The organism is Plantactinospora sp. A48, assembly GCF_055793945.1.
In genome coordinates this window covers 69,652-86,101 of the sequence record NZ_JBTIXF010000008.1, presented here as the reverse complement: position 1 = coordinate 86,101, position 16,450 = coordinate 69,652, and the positions used below count along the sequence as shown (strand labels likewise).

General features: G+C 72.4%; 11 protein-coding genes. 4 read left to right on the top strand and 7 right to left on the bottom strand.

The window, feature by feature from the left end:
- Positions 1-68: 68 nt before the first annotated feature.
- Positions 69-1,409 carry an AI-2E family transporter gene (locus tag ACXN5W_RS06755; RefSeq protein ID WP_473157346.1) on the bottom strand — a complete coding sequence of 447 codons (1,341 nt, stop codon included), beginning with the start codon at positions 1,407-1,409 and terminating at the stop codon, positions 69-71.
- A gap of 187 nt (positions 1,410-1,596) precedes the next feature.
- Between ACXN5W_RS06755 and ACXN5W_RS06750 the strand changes: the two genes are divergently transcribed.
- Positions 1,597-1,935 carry a GroES family chaperonin gene (locus ACXN5W_RS06750; protein WP_473157282.1) on the top strand — a complete coding sequence of 113 codons (339 nt, stop codon included), beginning with the start codon at positions 1,597-1,599 and terminating at the stop codon, positions 1,933-1,935.
- A gap of 67 nt (positions 1,936-2,002) precedes the next feature.
- Here ACXN5W_RS06750 and ACXN5W_RS06745 read toward each other — a convergent pair whose 3' ends face one another.
- Both ACXN5W_RS06745 and ACXN5W_RS06740 read right to left on the bottom strand, forming a co-directional pair.
- Complete coding sequence (locus ACXN5W_RS06745) at positions 2,003-3,625, bottom strand: PrsW family intramembrane metalloprotease (protein ID WP_473157281.1); 1,623 nt, start codon at positions 3,623-3,625, stop codon at positions 2,003-2,005.
- 4 nt (positions 3,626-3,629) lie between these two features.
- Complete coding sequence (locus ACXN5W_RS06740) at positions 3,630-5,135, bottom strand: FUSC family protein (RefSeq protein ID WP_473157280.1); 1,506 nt, start codon at positions 5,133-5,135, stop codon at positions 3,630-3,632.
- A 193-nt stretch (positions 5,136-5,328) separates the two neighbouring features.
- Here ACXN5W_RS06740 and ACXN5W_RS06735 point away from each other — a divergent pair, with 193 nt between their 5' ends.
- Positions 5,329-6,723 carry an FAD-binding oxidoreductase gene (locus ACXN5W_RS06735; RefSeq protein ID WP_473157279.1) on the top strand — a complete coding sequence of 465 codons (1,395 nt, stop codon included), beginning with the start codon at positions 5,329-5,331 and terminating at the stop codon, positions 6,721-6,723.
- Between the two features lie 58 nt (positions 6,724-6,781).
- On the opposite strand, the gene ACXN5W_RS06730 is transcribed toward ACXN5W_RS06735, so the two are convergent.
- Entirely contained in the window at positions 6,782-8,605 is a 1,824-nt protein-coding gene (locus tag ACXN5W_RS06730; protein WP_473157278.1) for a glycerol-3-phosphate dehydrogenase/oxidase, read from the bottom strand.
- Between the two features lie 80 nt (positions 8,606-8,685).
- Between ACXN5W_RS06730 and ACXN5W_RS06725 the strand changes: the two genes are divergently transcribed.
- On the top strand, positions 8,686-11,397 hold the full coding sequence (locus tag ACXN5W_RS06725) for a S8 family serine peptidase (protein ID WP_473157277.1): 2,712 nt from the start codon (positions 8,686-8,688) through the stop codon (positions 11,395-11,397).
- 365 nt (positions 11,398-11,762) lie between these two features.
- On the opposite strand, the gene ACXN5W_RS06720 is transcribed toward ACXN5W_RS06725, so the two are convergent.
- Positions 11,763-12,356, bottom strand: coding sequence for a hypothetical protein (locus ACXN5W_RS06720; RefSeq protein WP_473157276.1), 594 nt, complete (start codon positions 12,354-12,356; stop codon positions 11,763-11,765).
- A gap of 715 nt (positions 12,357-13,071) precedes the next feature.
- On the opposite strand from ACXN5W_RS06720, the gene ACXN5W_RS06715 reads away from it, so the two are divergent.
- Entirely contained in the window at positions 13,072-13,272 is a 201-nt protein-coding gene (locus ACXN5W_RS06715) for a hypothetical protein (protein WP_473157275.1), read from the top strand.
- Positions 13,273-13,384: 112 nt separating this feature from the next.
- Here ACXN5W_RS06715 and groL read toward each other — a convergent pair whose 3' ends face one another.
- A complete protein-coding gene (gene groL, locus ACXN5W_RS06710) occupies positions 13,385-15,007 on the bottom strand; it encodes a chaperonin GroEL (RefSeq protein WP_473157274.1) in 1,623 nt (540 codons plus the stop codon).
- A gap of 331 nt (positions 15,008-15,338) precedes the next feature.
- Positions 15,339-16,196, bottom strand: coding sequence for a hypothetical protein (locus tag ACXN5W_RS06705; RefSeq protein WP_473157273.1), 858 nt, complete (start codon positions 16,194-16,196; stop codon positions 15,339-15,341).
- Between the last annotated feature and the right edge of the window lie 254 nt (positions 16,197-16,450).

Genomic DNA, 16,450 nt, shown 5'->3' with positions numbered 1-16,450 from the left:
CCGGTGTCCCGGGCCGACCCCGGACCTGCCCGGTGCCCCCCGGGCCGGACCGGGCCGACCCGGTCGCGTCAGGGCGCCTGGGCGGCCACCACCACGGCGTCCGGCGGCACCTCGGGCACCCGCCGGGCGGTGAGCCGCCGGATCGCCGTGTTGAGCACCGCGATCAGCGGTACGGCGACGATCGCGCCGACGATGCCGGCCAGCACGGCGAACGCGGCGATCCCGACGATCACCCCGAGCGGATGGATGGCCACCGCACGGCCCATGATCAGCGGCTGGAGAACGTGTCCTTCGATCTGCTGGACCAGGATCACCCCGCCCAGGATCACCAACGCGATGACCCAGCCCTGGTCGACCAGCGCCACCAGCACCGCCACCGCGCCGGACAGCGCGGCGCCGACGATCGGGATGAACGCGCTCAGGAAGACCAGCGCGATCAGCGGCACGGTGAACGGGATCTTGAAGACCAGCAGGAAGATGCCGATGCCCACGGCATCGATGAAGGCGACCAGCACGGTGGCCCGGACGTAGGCCACCAGGGTCGCCCAGGCGGCGGTGCCGGCGTCGTCCACCCGCCACCGGGCGTTCACCGGCAGCAACCGGACCAGGAACCGCCAGATCTTGCGGCCGTCACGCAGGAAGAAGAATGTGGCGAAGAGCACCAGCAGCATGCCGGTGAGCACCTCGAACAGGGTGGCGGCGGTGGACAGCGCCCCGCTGGTCAGCGACTGGGTGTGCTCGTTCACCCACTGCTGCCCCTGGTCGATGTACTTGTTCAGTTGATTGTCCGACAGGTGCAGCGGGCCGGTCTTCAGCCACTCCTGGATCTGCCGGACACCCGCCGTCGCCTTGTCGCTGAGCTCGGGTACGCCCGCGATGAACTCGTTGACCACCGCCGTCAGCGTGCCCACCACGGCCGCGATACCGCAGATCAGCACCACCGCGGTGGCCAGCGAACGGGGCAGGCGGGCCTTCAGCAGCCACCCCACGGCCGGTGCCAGCAGCGCGGACAGCAGCAGGGCCACGGCCAACGGAATCATCACGACCCGGATGGCGCCGACCACCCTGATCAACGTCCAGGCGACGATCCCCACCACGATCAGCCGCCACGACCATGCCGCGGCCAGGCGCAGCGCGTGTGGCACCTCGGCGTCGTCCCGGCTGATGACCGACGGTTGCGCCGCCGGTTCGGGTTCCGGGCCGGGAAGGGTCAGCGCCGACGCGGCGACCGTCGGTTCGGCGTCCACACCGGTACCACCGGCCTCGGCGTCGTCGCGGGCCCTGCGGGCGGAACGGACCGAGTCGCGCCCGGACTCGTACGCCCGGCGCAGCCGGGTCCGGGCCTGCTCGAAGCGGCTCAAGCGCACCTCCTGGACGAGAGTCGGGCCCCCATACCGTAGCCGGCTGATGCTCGCCCGAGCGTCCCGCGTCAGCAGGGAATCCGCCCTCCCTGTTGCCCCGTCGGCGGGTCCGCCAACCGCTTCCGGGTCCACGGATCCCCGCCGGCACCCGGAATCCGGACCGCTGATCCCCGCCGGCACCCGGATGCGGGTCCACGAGCGAAGCCCGGTGGGCCGGCACGGTAGCGTCTGCGACGTGACCGCCGACCCGAACACCGACTCCGGCCTGCCCATCCGCCTGTTGCACGATCGCGTGCTGGTCCGGCTTGAGGGCGCCGAGGGCGAACGGCGCTCCACCGCCGGCATCGTCATCCCGGCCACCGCCTCGATGGGGCGGCGGCTCGCCTGGGCGACCGCGATGGGCGTCGGACCGAACGTCCGCTCCATCGTGACCGGCGACCGCGTGCTGTTCGACCCGGAGGACCGCTCGGAGGTCGAGTTGCACGGCCGCGATTACGTGCTGCTCCGCGAGCGGGACGTGCATGCCGTCGCCGCCCAGCGGATCGAGACCGACGGCACCGGCCTCTACCTCTGAGGGGCCGCGCGTACCGCCGCGTACCGCCGATCAGCGTTGGGCACCGTCGAAACCGGCTGGTCGGACGCTACCTCGGGGACCCACCCCAACCGGCCGGTGGACCGCCCTGACCCGGACCGCCATAGCCCGGACCGCCGTAGCCAGGACCGCCGTAGCCAGGACCGCCGTAGCCAGGACCGCCATAGCCGGAACCGCCGTAGCCGGAACCGCCCTGACCCGGACCGCCGTAGCCGGGACCGCCGTAGCCGGCCGGTGGGGCGACGGCAACCGCGCCGAACCCGCCGCCCGGCGGGGTGAGCACCACCGGGATCGGCACCACCGGTTCGTCTGGCGCGTCGAGGGTACGGCGGACGCCGTCCGGAAACATGACGTGGTAGCGGTTGCCGTCCCACAGCGCCGCTGGCGCCTGCGGATCGCGGCCCACGAAAACCGAACGCAGGGCGGCGATCCGAGCCAGCAGGTCACGTTCCTCTGCGGTGCTGCGGGCCACATCGACCGGGCGGGTGTCCAGACCACGACGCAGTCCGTCCCGCAGCAGCGCCAACCGGGTCGCCGCGAACTGGTAGTCGCGCATCGCCCGCACGCCCGCGTCTCCGGCCACCCGCCGGGCCCACTGGCGGGCCGCGTGCCGCCGTCCGAGGCTGCCCAGGGCGGCCACCTCCGGCGGGGTCAGCCAGCCGGCCCGGACGTAGTCGGTGAGGGTCCGCTCGGTCAGCCGGCCCTCCCAGCTACGCAGCCAGATGGCCAGCCCGACCATGCCGAAGAAGATCGGCACCATGATGTTGAGGTAGCCGTAGACCAGGATCAGGTTCTGCTTGAGAGCCACGGCGAGCGACGGCACGAGGTTCCAGGTGCCGTGCATCATCATCGCCACCAGCAGGCCGGCGATCGGGGCGAGAATCCGCACCCGCCGGTCGGCGGCCCGCGCGGCGAGACCGAGTCCCACACCGGTCATCGAGGTGAACAGCGGATGCGCGAAGCCGGAGAAGAGGATCCGGACGATGAACGTGGCGAACAGGAGCTGCGCACCCGTCGCCGGACCGTACTGCTGGGCGCCGGCGGCATATCCGTGCCCACCGAGATAGAGGATGTTCTCCACCATCGCGAAACCGACGGCCGACAGTCCGCAGTAGACGATCCCGTCGACGACGCCCGACCATTCCCGCCGACGGAAGATGAGCAGCAGGATCGGGAACGCCGCCTTGGTCAGTTCCTCGATGAACGGCGCCACCAGCACCGCGACCAGCGCGTCCGGCAGGCCCGCCGCGGCGAACTCCTTGGCCGCGAACGTGTTGACCTGCAACGAGGCGTACGTGGCCACGGCGGCGCCCCAAGCGAAGCACAGCACGAGGTACCGGGTCGGTTCCGGCTCGTACCGGTCCAGCCAGAGGAAGCACGCCACCAGCACCGGTACCGGCACGACGGCGGCGGCGATGCCGATGAGCAGCGCCTGGGCGCCGAGATCCTCGCCCAGGGTCTTCAACAACGCGACGGCGCAGCCGGCGATGGCCAGGATGACCACCGCCAGGACCAGCACCCGCTGCCAGCCCCAGCGGCGGCGCAGCACCAGGTCAGGGTTCGCCGGAACGCCCATCGACGGAACGGGGTGCGACGGCGGAGCGGGTGCCGGCGGAGCGGGATGCGGCGGCGACGGCGGAGCGGATCCGCTTCCGGTCGGGGTGTCGGCCATGACGTCAGCGTAGTTCCCGCCGACTGGTCGGTCCGGTCGCGTCGACGTCGCCACCCTCCGGACGCCCGTCGCCGGGGCGCGGTGGCTCGCCGTCCGCCGTCGGATCCTGGTCCCGGACCGGAGAGGACGCCCGGCCGGCGGCCTCGACCGCCGCGGCCGCCGCCTCGGTGTGTTCCCTCGGGTCGGCCCGACCGCCCCGGTTCGGGATCGGTTCCGGGGCGTGAGCGGCGGCACCCTCGGTCGTCCGCCGTTCGCTGGCTTCCTCCGCCGATCCGGTGTCGGCCGCCGGATCCGGATGTGACCTGCCGGCCTTCCCGGTCTCCACGGCCCGGCGGACCTGCCGGTTCGCCTCGACCCGGTCGACACCGCTGGCGCGCAGCAGGTCACTCGCGGTTGTCCGGATCTGCGCCACCACCACGCTGCCGGAGAAGCCCACCCCGTCCGCGTACGCCCGGCCAGCCTCGGCGACGGCGCGCAACGATCGGTCCCGGGTCGCCTCCGGCTCCAGCCCGGCGCCGAGCTCACCCAGCAGTTGCCGGACCGCGTCGGCGAGTTCGGCGACGGCTGCGGGCAGCGAGTCCGGGATCGGTTCCTCGTCCTCCAGCGCGGTCACGGTACGCCGGATCATGGTGCCGGCGTTCGCCACGGCGTGCTCGATGTACTCGGCGCTCTCGACGTACTGGGTGAGCGCGCCGCGCCGCCTCCACTGGACCGGCGCCAGCGTCGCCGTCTCCCGGCCACCTTCCAGCGCCTCCTGCAACCCCGCCATGTGCTGCTCCACCTCCCGCACCCGGTCCAGCGCCGCCTGGGCGCGGTCCGGGTCACCGTCGGCCATCGCCTTCGCGGTGACGTCCAACTCCCGGGCCAGGGTCTCCAGCGCCGGCCGGGCGGCCCGGTCCACCACCCGCAGCGGGTTGAACGGCAACAGCACGAGGCCCACGCCCAGCGCGACGAGTCCACCCACCAGGGCGTCGATGACCCGGGGAAACTCCAGGTTCGAGGACTTCGGCGAGAGCGCCACCAGCAGCAGCGCGGTGACGGCCGCCTGGGTGACCACCGCCGGACCGCCGCCCAGGAAGATCGTGATCAGGACGGCCATCGTGGTGATCGCGCCGAGCTGCCACCAGCCGACCCCGAACGCGACGATGAACAGGTCACCGATTGCGATACCGACCGACACCCCGATGATCAGCTCGATCGTCCGCCGGATCCGCTGACCCACGGAGGCCGCGAGGGTACCGACCGCCGAGATCGGGGCGAAGACCGGATCGGGATTGCGCAGCACGTAGAAGACGAGCGCCCAGGACAGGCTGGCCGCCACCCCGGCCTGGACGGCGAGCACCAGGTTGTACCGGACCCGGTGGACACGGTCGTGCAGCGTGGGACGGACCTGGCTGCGCAACTCCCGGACGGCGATCGCCGCACCTTGCCGGTCCGCCGGCACCGGCACACCGGCGATCCGCGCCCCCGCGATCCGGGCCCTGATCGGATCGTCCCGCTGCGACGGCATGGGCCGGACTACCCGTCCCGGACCGGCTGAATCATCCCGCCGGCAACCGCTCGCCCGCGATGGGACGCGGCCGGACCGGCCCCGTCGACCGGTACCCGGGGATACCCGGCCGGCCCCGTCGACCGGTACCCGGGGATACCCGGCCGGCGTACGACGTGGTCGGCGCGGTGCCGTGCGGGCTAGCCTGCCACCCATGCCGGAACTCATCGAAGACCTCCGGGCCGCGCTCGGCGCGACCGTCGTCCTCACCGACCCCGACCTGCTCGCGGGGCACCGGCGGGACGAGGCTGACCTGTGCGCCGCGGGCACCCCCGCGGTCGTGGTACGCCCGCGCGCCACCGAGGATGTCCGTACGGCCGTCCGGCTGGCGGCCCGGCACGGCGTACCCGTGGTGCCGCAGGGAGCCCGGACCGGGCTGGCCGGCGCGGCCAACGCGGTGGACGGCGCGCTGGTGCTGTCGATGACCTCGATGGCGGAGATCCTGGAGATCGATCCGGTGAACCGGATCGCGGTCGTGCAGCCGGGCGTGGTCAACGCCGCGCTGGCCGCCGCGGTGGCCCGGCACGGGCTGCGCTATCCGCCCGACCCCGGCTCCTGGGAGTCGTCGACCCTGGGCGGCAACGTGGCCACCAACGCCGGCGGGATGTGCTGCGTCAAGTACGGCGTCACCACCGAGTACGTGCTCGGTCTCGAGGTGGTGCTGGCCTCCGGCGAGGTGTTGCGGACCGGACGGCGGACCGCCAAGGGCGTCGCCGGGTACGACCTCACCCGGCTCTTCGTCGGCTCGGAGGGCACCCTCGGGGTGATCACCGAGATCACCGTGGCCCTGCGGCCGGCCGCCGAGGAGGCGCTGACCCTGGTCGCGGTCTTCGACTCGACAATGGCGGCCGGTACCGCCGTGGCGGAGATCGCCGGGCAGGGGCTCACCCCCAGTCTGCTGGAACTGCTCGATCGGACCCACCTGGCGGCGATCGAGGCGTACCGGCCGATGGGGTTGCGCACCGACGCGAGCGCGCTGCTGCTCGCGGCGGTGGACACCGGTTCGCGGGCCGCGGCGGACCTGGACCGGATCGCGAAGGTGTGCGCGGCGGCCGGGGCCGCCGAGGTGTTCGCCGCCACCGACCCGGTGGAGGCGGCGGCCCTGTTGCAGGCCCGCCGGCTGGCCCATCCGGCGATGGAGCGGTTGGCCGCCGAGACCTATCCGGCCGGCAACGGCGGCCTGGTGATCGACGACGTGGCCGTGCCCCGCGACCGGCTGGCCGTCCTGCTCGACGGCGTCGAGCGGATCGCCGCCGAGTACGAGGTGCCGATCGGGGTGGTCGGGCACGCCGGGGACGGCAACATGCACCCCAACATCGTGGTGGACCGGGCCGATCCGGCCAACCTGGAACGTGGCCGCCGGGCCTTCGACGCGATCATGGAACTGGGGTTGTCCCTCGGCGGCACCTGCACCGGCGAACACGGTGTGGGCCTGCTCAAGCGGGACTGGCTGGCCCGCGAGGTCGGACCGGTGGGCATGCGGGTGCAGCGGGCCATCAAGGACGCCCTCGACCCCACCGGCCTGCTCAACCCCGGCAAGGTCCTCTGACCGCACGGTCCTCAGACCTCACGGGGCTCTGACCTCACGGTGCTCGGACCGGTACGGGTCAGGCGGGCTGCCGGTCCGCCGAGGGCTCGTCGCCGCGGTCGGCGGCGAAGCCGCGGACGTCCAGCGCGCCCAGCCGGGCCGCGTCGGCGGTGGCGTCGTCGGGCATCCGCTGCGACTGCCGTTCGGCGGCCACCCGAGCCAGGTAGTGGGCCACCTCGCGGGCCTGCACCGCCGCGTCCCAGCCCAGCACCGCACCCATCAGCTCGGCCGCGTGCTCGGCCGACTCGGTGCCCCGGTGGTCGGTTTCGAAGGAGATCCGGGTCCGCCGGGTCAACACGTCGTCCAGGTGCATCGCACCCTCGGCGCGGGCCGCGTACGCCACCTCGGCGGCCAGGTACTCCGGTGCGCCGGCCAGCGGCGAACCGAGCAACGGATCCGCGTCGACCAGCGCCAGCAGGTCGGTCGCGAGGGTGCCGTACCGCTCCAGCAGGTGCTCGACCACCCCGACCGGAACGCCGTGCCGGCGCGCCAAGTCGGCGCGGTCCCGCCACATCGCCGGGTACCCGTCGGCGCCCAGCAGGGGCAGGTCGGCGGTGCGGGACGGCCGGACGCCACCCAGCCGGCGCGCGGCCCGGTTCACCACGTCGGCCGCCATCACCCGGTACGTCGTGTACTTGCCGCCGGCCACCAGCAGCAGCCCGAGCATCGGCTCGACCACGGCGTGTTCCCGGGACAGTTTCGAGGTCGAGTCCGCCTCGCCGGACAGCAGCGGGCGCAGTCCGGCGTACACGCCCTCGATGTCGGCGGCCGTGAGCGGCCGGTCGAGCACGGTGTTGACCTGACCGAGCAGGTAGTCGATGTCCCGGGCCGAGGCGGCCGGGTGGGCCCGGTCCAGCCGCCAGTCCGTGTCGGTGGTGCCGATGATCCAGTGCCCGCCCCACGGGATGACGAACAGCACGCTGGTGGCGGTACGCAGGATCAGGCCGGTCTCGCCGGTGATGGCGGAGCGGGGTACCACCAGGTGGACCCCCTTGGACGCGCGTACCCGGATGCCGGGGCGCAGCCCCACGTCGTTGAGCATCCGGGACATGTCGTCGCTCCACACGCCGGTGGCCGCGATGATCGTGCGGGCCCGTACCTCGAACTCGGCCTCCGGCGATCCGGCCGGCGCCTCCAGGTCCCGCACCCGTACCCCGGTCACCTCCCGGGCCTGGCGCAGCAACCCGACGGCACGGGCGCTGGTCACCATGACCGCGCCCTGACTGGCGGCGGTCCGGGCCAGTGTCACCACCAGCCGCGCGTCGTCCACCTGGCCGTCGTAGTACCGGATCGCCCCGGCCAGCACGTCCGGGCGCAGGCTGGGAAAGAGCCGGCGGGCGCCCTCCCGGGTCAGATGCCGGTGCAGGGGCATCCCCCGGCCCCGGCCGAACAGACCGGCGAAGGCGTCGTACGCGGCGACGCCCGCGCCGTAGTAGGCACGGCGCCACGCCCGAGCGGGCAGTCCCCGCGCGCCGGGACCGGCCGGCAGCGGCACCAGGAACGGCACCGGCCGGACCAGGTGCGGCGCCAGCCGGGTGGCCAGCAGACCCCGCTCGGTCAGCGCCTCGTGTACGAGATGGAACTCCAGTTGCTCCAGGTAGCGCAGGCCGCCGTGGATCAACTTGCTGGACCGGCTGGACGTGCCGGCCGCGTAGTCGCGGGCCTCCACGAGGGCCACCTTGAGCCCTCGGGACGCCGCGTCCAGGGCCGCTCCCACCCCGGTCACCCCACCCCCGATGACCAGGACGTCGAACCGCTCCGCGCGCAGTCGGCGCAGGTCGTCGGCTCGGCGGCCCGGGGAGAGCTGGCCGGCTACGAATCGGGAAACGGACGGATCGCGCACCTCTCCACGGTAACCGGCACTGTCCCGAACGGCGCCGCCACGACCGACCCGCAAACCGGACCACCCGTACTCTTCGGCTCATGCAGATCGGTCCGCCCCCACCATCGGAGCCGCCCGAGCCGCCCCGACCACCCGGTCCGCCCGGCCCATCGGGTCCGGTCAGCCCACCGGGTCCGGTCGGCCCGGGCGGATCGCCCGGTCCGGGCGCGGGCGCGACGGTCGCGGCCGTGTTCGTCGGGCTGTGGGCGGTGGCGGTCGCCGTGGCCAGCCAGACACTCGGTTGGCTGGTGGACCAGGTGCTGCTGGTGGGCGAGCTGACGGCCCCGGCCTGGACCCGGCCGCTGCCGGCGGTCGTGTCCGCCGTCCTGACCGGCGTACCGGCGGTCCTGCTGGCCCGGATTCCGCGCTCCGCGGGGGTCCGGGCGGCCGGTCGAACCTGGCTGTACGGTTCGGTCGCGCTCGGAGCTCTGGGGCTGCTCCGGCTCGTCCCCACGACCTGGTCGGAGCTGTACCTGGCCGCCCTCGCCATCGTGTCCGCCCTCGCGGCCCGGACGATCGCCCGGCTCCGGCCGGCGCCGCCGAAGCCGGGCCAACCCAGCCTGGTCAGGGCGGGCGCGGTCGAACCCGGCCCGCTCGAACCCGGGCTGGTCAAGCCCAACCCGGCCGGGTCCGGCCCGCTCGAACCGGGGCTGGTCGAGCCCGGACCGGCCGGACGGTCCTGGCTGCCGCCCGCGCCCGTCGGCCTGGCGACCGCGGCCGGGCTGCTGGTACTGCTGCCCTGGACGCTCGCCGGGGGTCTGGGTGGCGCGCTGGAAACCGTGCTCGCAGGCGTGGCGGCGGTCGCCGTCGGCTGGCTGGGCAGTGCCCTGCTCGCCCCGGCCCGCCGGCCCGGCTACACCCGGCGTAGGGACGGGACGCCCGCCGGACCGGCGCGCACGGTGCTGCTGGCCGGCCTGGTCGGCGGGGTGGGCCTGACGCTGCTGGCGGCCGGCACCGGGCAGGACGGGACGCAGCTCGCCGAGCTGCTGGTGCTGCCGCCGCTCGGCTTCACCGCCGCCGCGCTGGCGGTGCTGGCCGCCCGGTCCCGGGCCGGCGCGACCGCCGCGGTCGGAGTGCTGCTGGGGCTCGCGGCGGCCGGCCCGCTGGCCTTCGCCGATCCCGAGGAGATCTCGCTGCTGCTGGTCGAAGGCCGGGACGTACCGTTCTGGGTCGCGGTGGCCGCCGCCGGGTCGCTGGGGCTCGCGCTGCTGCTGGGACTCGGCTACGGCGCCGGCTTCGCCCGCCGCCGGGTCGTGCTGCCCGGCCGCGGGACCGGGGCGATCGCCGCCGGCCTGCTACTGGTTGCCACGATCGGCGGGTACGTCGGCGCGGGCCAACCAGGTCTGCACGGCGAGCGGCTGTTCGTGATCCTCAAGCAGCAGGCGGACCTGTCCGGGGTGGACGCCACCCGGACCGGTCCGCAGGGACGTGCCGAGCGGGGTCGAGACGTGTACCGGGCGCTGGTGGCGCAGGCCGAAAGTTCTCAGGCGGGTCTGCGGCGGAAGCTGGACCGGCTGCACCTGGCCTACACGCCGTACTACCTGGTCAACGCCATCGAGGTGGACGGCGGGCCGGCGACCCGGGCCTGGTTGTCGCGCCGTCCCGAGGTGGATCGGGTGCTGCTCAGCCAGGAGCTGAGGCCACTGCCCGAGCCGGTCCGACCGCGGCACGGCTCGTTGTCGGCGCCCGCGCAGACGCCGTGGAACATCTCGATGATCGGCGCGGACCGGGTACGCACCGGGCTCGGCGTGGACGGCTCGGGCATCGTGGTCGGCAGCTCCGACTCCGGCGTGGATGGCGGACATCCCGCACTGGCCGGCAACTTCCGAGGCGGCGACGACTCCTGGTACGACCCCTGGAACGGCACCAGCCGGCCCACCGACGGCGGCGGGCACGGCACCCACACGTTGGGCACCGCTGTCGGTGGCGAACAGGTCGGCGTGGCACCCGGCGCCCGGTGGATCGCCTGCGTGAACCTGGATCGCAACCTCGGCAATCCAGCGCGCTACCTCGACTGTCTCCAGTTCATGCTGGCGCCGTTCCCGGTCGGGGGCGATCCGTTCACCGACGGCCGACCGGAGCGGGCGGCTCAGGTGCTCACCAACTCCTGGGGTTGTCCGCCGATCGAAGGTTGCGACCCGACAGCCCTGCGACCCGCGACCGCGGCGCTCGCCGCCGCCGGCATCTTCGTGGTGGTGGCGGCCGGCAACACGGGTCCGCGCTGCGGTTCGATCAGCGATCCCCCGGCACCGTACGACGATGTGTTGACAATCGGTGCGGTGAACCGGCAGCGTCGGGTGACCGCCTTCTCCAGCCGTGGCCCGGCGGCAGGTGGCAGGGACAAGCCGGATCTGGTGGCTCCGGGCGCCGCGGTGTTGTCGGCGCTGCCGGGCGGCGGGTACGGCACCCTGGACGGCACCTCGATGGCCACCCCGCACGTCGCCGGAGTGGTCGCGCTGATCTGGTCGGCCAACCCGACCCTGATCGGCGACCTGACCCGGACCCGGCGAATCCTCGCCGACACCGCCACCCCGGTGAACCCACCCGCCAGCATCGGCCCCCCGAACAGCGATCGAACGGACCGACCGGGCAGCACGGACAGCACGGACAGCACGGACAGCACGGACAAGGACCGAACGGACCGACCGGGCAGCACGGGCACCGACCGGTCGGGCAGCCGCTGCGCGATCGGTCCGGACGCGAGCGGTGCGGGTCTGGTTGACGCGTATGCCGCGGTCCGAGCCGTGAGGTGAGGGCGAGGGCTTCTGACGAGTTGAGGGGTCCTTCGCAAGTGGAGGATCCTTGGTGACGGTGCGTGAGTTTCATCGGGTCGGTGTGCCGACCTGATGTCCATGTCTGAGAGGCACATATATGACTCGCAGACATGGGCGCCTAAAAGGGTCTGGCTCGTCGTCGCCGTTACCGGTTGTGACTGGATGAGGTTGGCGGGCTGTGGTGGGGTGGGTCGCCTGCTGGCGCCGGTCCCGTGGTGGTGAGGTGGCTCGTTGGCGGGCCGGTCCGGTGGGAGTTTCGGGTGTGGGGATGCTGCTGGCCGGGCCCCGGGGGTGGGGTCCGGCCAGCAGCGTGGTGGTGTGGGTGTGGGGTTGGTTGGGGTGGGTCAGCTGTTCCAGTAGTGGGTGACCAGGTCGGTGGCCTGGGTTTCCCATTGGGCGTAGGCGTCGGGGTAGGCCGAGACCTGAACCTTCTGGGCGGCGTCGGTCAGGGGCAGGTTGTGCCAGTCGGGGACGTCCTTGAGGGCCTTCTGGAAGGCGGTGGTGGCGTATTCGGGGTTGGTGATCTGCTCGGGTGTGCCCCAGCCGGAGGTGGGACGCTGTTGGAACAGGCCCAGGGAGTCGTGGTCGTTGGCGTCGCCGAGGTCGCCGAGGTTCTGGAGTTTGGATTCCTGCAGGGCGGTGGCGATGGAGATGACGGCGGCGCGCTGGTCCAGGCCGTTGTGCTTGGTGGCGGCGATGATCGCCTTGGCGTTGGTCGTCTGCTCGTCGGTCAGGTCGATGTGACTCTGTGCGCCCTGCGGCGACGAGGCGGCGGTGGGTTGGCCGGCGGTGGCGACCGCAGCAGCAGTCGTGTGGGCGGTGGTGGGGGTGGCGAGGGCGGTGGTGACGGGGCCGGCGATCAGTCCGCCGGTGATGCTCAGACCGGCGATGCTCAGCAGGCTCTTACGCAGCAGGGTGTTACGCAGGATCGTGTTCATGGTGGGGGCTCCAATCCACAAGGGGGTTGGGGGAGACGCCGACGCACACGCGGGCACGCAGGGCCACGCGGACGCGGGCAAGAAGATCAGGGGGAAACTCGAACCGGGGGGATGACTCGACCCGTGGTTCACGCAGGCCGGGGGCGCTGCTCACGCTCTCGGGCGAACCCGGTACAACGACCGGCCCGCCCCCGGCATTCCCGGCCGGAGCAGGCACCACGGGCCGCTCACAGACCGACCGCGACTTCCAGGACCTCGTCGCGCCGCGTGGACCCAAGGGCGCTGCCGGTACTCGGTCGTACGGTGGATGTAACCACCGCCCGGCCCCCGGGATTCCACCCGAGCCGTGTCGCCCGTCACCCCAAAACCAGACAATCCGGTACGTTATTCCGGCGCGATCCGGACATGCCGACCGGACGACACCTCCGGCGTTCAATGCGGACCTGGAACCGCCCTGCTCCGCCAGCTCCGTGACTGCCGGCGTCGGGCTCAGTTCGCCAGGTTTCGACCCGGATGTCCGTGCCGAGGCCGTCGCGCCCGGATGGGATGCAGTGGGATGTTGTGCTCCCTGCCAGGCCAACCGGTCCGCAGTCCAGTGCGAGGCCGCAGGCGGGTCAGCTCCACAACGGGACGAACGGGAGTCATGATCCGATAGCGCCATTCGCCGCTTCGTCCGGCGTTGGCCGCCCTACCGTTGCCTCGGGGGTGTTCGACCATGACAACGCACCAGGAGACGCCCGACGACCCGATCGGGGCACCACCGGGACCGGCCCTGGATCGGCCGGCCATGGATCGACTCGACCTCGGTGACGTCGACCAGTTGGCTGAGGCTGACGGTTCGGATCAGGAGCCGCCGGCTGAGGTGGCGGAGCTGGTCGACGCTCCCGTACCCGCTCCGGAGCCGACTCCGGAGTGATGCGGACGGCCACCGGCGTGGGTCCGGCTGACGCGGCCGAGCCGGCCGGGCCCAGTGGACCCGACCGGCTCGGCCGTGATGGTGCTCGTGGAACTCGCGTTCCGGGGTGGACTCAGAAGTCCATGTCCCCGCCGCCCGGGGCGGCCGGTGCGGCCGGGGTCTTCTCCGGCTTGTCCGCGACAACGGCCTCGGTGGTGAGGAACAGGGCCGCGATCGATGCTGCGTTCTGCAGCGCCGACCGGGTGACCTTGGCCGGGTCGATGATGCCGGCCTGGAGCAGGTCGACGTACTCGCCGGTCGCGGCGTTCAGGCCGTGACCGGGGTCGAGGTTGCGAACCCGCTCGACCACGACGCCACCCTCAAGACCGGCGTTGACGGCGATCTGCCGCAGCGGGGCGTCCAGCGCGATCTTGACGATCTGCGCGCCGGTCGCCTCGTCACCGGTCAGGTCCAGCTTCTCGAAGGCGGTCTTGCCGGCCTGGACCAGCGCGACGCCACCACCCGGGACGATGCCCTCCTCGACGGCCGCCTTCGCGTTACGCACGGCGTCCTCGATGCGGTGCTTGCGCTCCTTCAGCTCGACCTCGGTGGCCGCGCCGACCTTGATCACCGCAACACCGCCGGCCAGCTTGGCCAGGCGCTCCTGCAGCTTCTCCCGGTCGTAGTCGGAGTCGCTCTTCTCGATCTCGGCGCGGATCTGGTTCACCCGGCCGTTGATCTGCTCGGCGTCGCCGGCACCCTCGACCATGGTGGTCTCGTCCTTGGTCACCACGACCTTGCGGGCACGGCCCAGCATGTCGATGCCCACGGCGTCCAGCTTGAGGCCGACCTCTTCGCTGATGACCTGGCCACCGGTGAGGATGGCGATGTCGGTCAGCATGGCCTTGCGGCGGTCACCGAAGCCCGGCGCCTTCACGGCGACCGACTTGAAGGTGCCACGCACCTTGTTGACGACCAGGGTGGCCAGGGCCTCGCCCTCGACGTCCTCGGCGATGATGACCAGCGGCTTGCCCGACTGCATGACCTTCTCGAGGATCGGCAGCAGGTCCTTGACCGACGAGATCTTGCTGTTCACGATCAGCACGTAGGGGTCGTCGAGGACGGCCTCCATACGCTCCGCGTCGGTCCAGAAGTAGGGCGAGATGTAGCCCTTGTCGAAGCGCATACCCTCGGTGAGCTCAAGCTCCAGGCCGAAGGTGTTGCTCTCCTCGACGGTGATGACGCCTTCCTTGCCGACCTTGTCCATCGCCTCGGCGATGATCTCCCCGACGCTGGTGTCACCGGCGGAGATGGAGGCGGTGGAGGCGATCTGCTCCTTGGTCTCGATGTCCTTGGCGAGCTTGGACAGCTCCTCGGACACGTTCGCGACGGCGGCCTCGATGCCCCGCTTCAGGGCCATCGGGTTCGCGCCGGCCGCGACGTTGCGCAGGCCCTCCCGAACCAGCGCCTGGGCCAGGACGGTCGCCGTCGTCGTGCCGTCACCGGCCACGTCGTCGGTCTTCTTGGCGACCTCCTTGACCAGCTCGGCGCCGATCTTCTCGTACGGGTCCTCGAGCTCGATCTCCTTGGCGATGCTCACACCATCGTTGGTGATGGTGGGCGCGCCCCACTTCTTCTCGAGCACGACGTTGCGGCCCTTGGGGCCGAGGGTCACCCTGACGGCGTCAGCGAGCTGGTTCATGCCCCGCTCGAGGCCGCGGCGCGCCTCTTCGTCGAACGCGATCATCTTGGCCATACGGCGTTGTCCTCCTGGACACTCGCGGCCGCCCGGGACCGGTTGGCCCGAACCTGCCGCCTGACTACGCACCTTCGGACGTCACTACTGCGCTTGTTCGCGGCGTCGCCGGCACCTGTGGTGCTCGGTCGACTCCGACGCACAAGGCGACAGTGACGTCCGTCGGCCGGGCGGACAGCCCGCGACGACCGGCCATGTGCCGCGTCTCCCCGTTCCTCCGGGTCCTCGCGACCGTGGCCCTACCGCCCCGACCATTGGCACTCACACTACGCGAGTGCCAATCCCTTGTTTAGCACTCTCCCCCATCGAGTGCAAGCGCCTACCGAGCAGATCAGTCCAGTTCGTCCGCGAGTTGGCCGGCGTTCACCGGCGCCTCCACAGCCCGCTGTTCGGCGTACGTGATCACCAGCCCGATCAGCACGAGAAGGTAGATCGGGGCGTAGAGCAGCCCCACCAGCACGGTCGTCAGGACGAACACGGGTGAGAAGGCCGGCACGCCGGTTGGCCCGGTTCCACCTGTCGCCTGCCCGATCACCTGGATGATCACGACCACCACGCCACCGGCCAGGGCCAGTCCGACCACCGTCGCCACTCGACCGAGCACCATGCCAAACCGGGCATGGACCATGCCGAACGAGCGGGAGATCGGGTTGACGCGCTCGAAGAGGTAGACCGGGCCGGCGAGGCTGAGCGCGAACCCGAGATAGACGGCGGGCAGGAAACAGGCGCAGAATCCGGCCAGCACGATCACGTCGCAGAGCAGGTACCAGCCCCAGAGGGCAGGTGCCCGACGCAGGCCGTAGCGGAACGCCGCTCCGATCGCCGCCGGGTGACCGGCCGCCTGCCGGGCGAGGATCCATGTTCCGCCCGCCCAGCCGACCGCCTGGACGAGGCTCATCACGACGGCGGCGGCCAGCACGACACCCTCGTAGGCCAGCAGTTCCCGCAGCAGGGCCGCGGCCTCACCCGGGTCGGCCCCAGCCATGGGAGTGGGCCCCCCGGTCATGGACGCCGGCGTGTAGAGCGGTGACAGCAGGCCGAAGACGATCGCCGGCAACGCCCCGGTGATCAGTATGAGGACCACCAGCGGACGCCAGCTCCGCTGGGCCGCCGACCAGCACCGGGCGAACCAGCCGCCCATCCCGGCACCGGGCGGATTCACCAGCGGGTCGTTCCAGTCATACCCCACCGGCCAACCTCCGGGGTACGCCCAACCAGCCGCGGCGGGTTGGGCCCAGCCGCCGTGGGCAGGCCAGCCGGCAACACCCGGTTGACCCACGTCGCCTGGTACGCCGCCGGGAGCCGGGTGCGGCCAGCCGGATGACCCGACCGGATCGTCGCCGACCCGCATCGGTGAGGCCGGCGGCTGCGTTCCGGGTGCCGACGGCAGCCCGGAAGCCGGCTGCGGTTCAGGCGCCGACGCGTCCGGCACACCGGACCGGG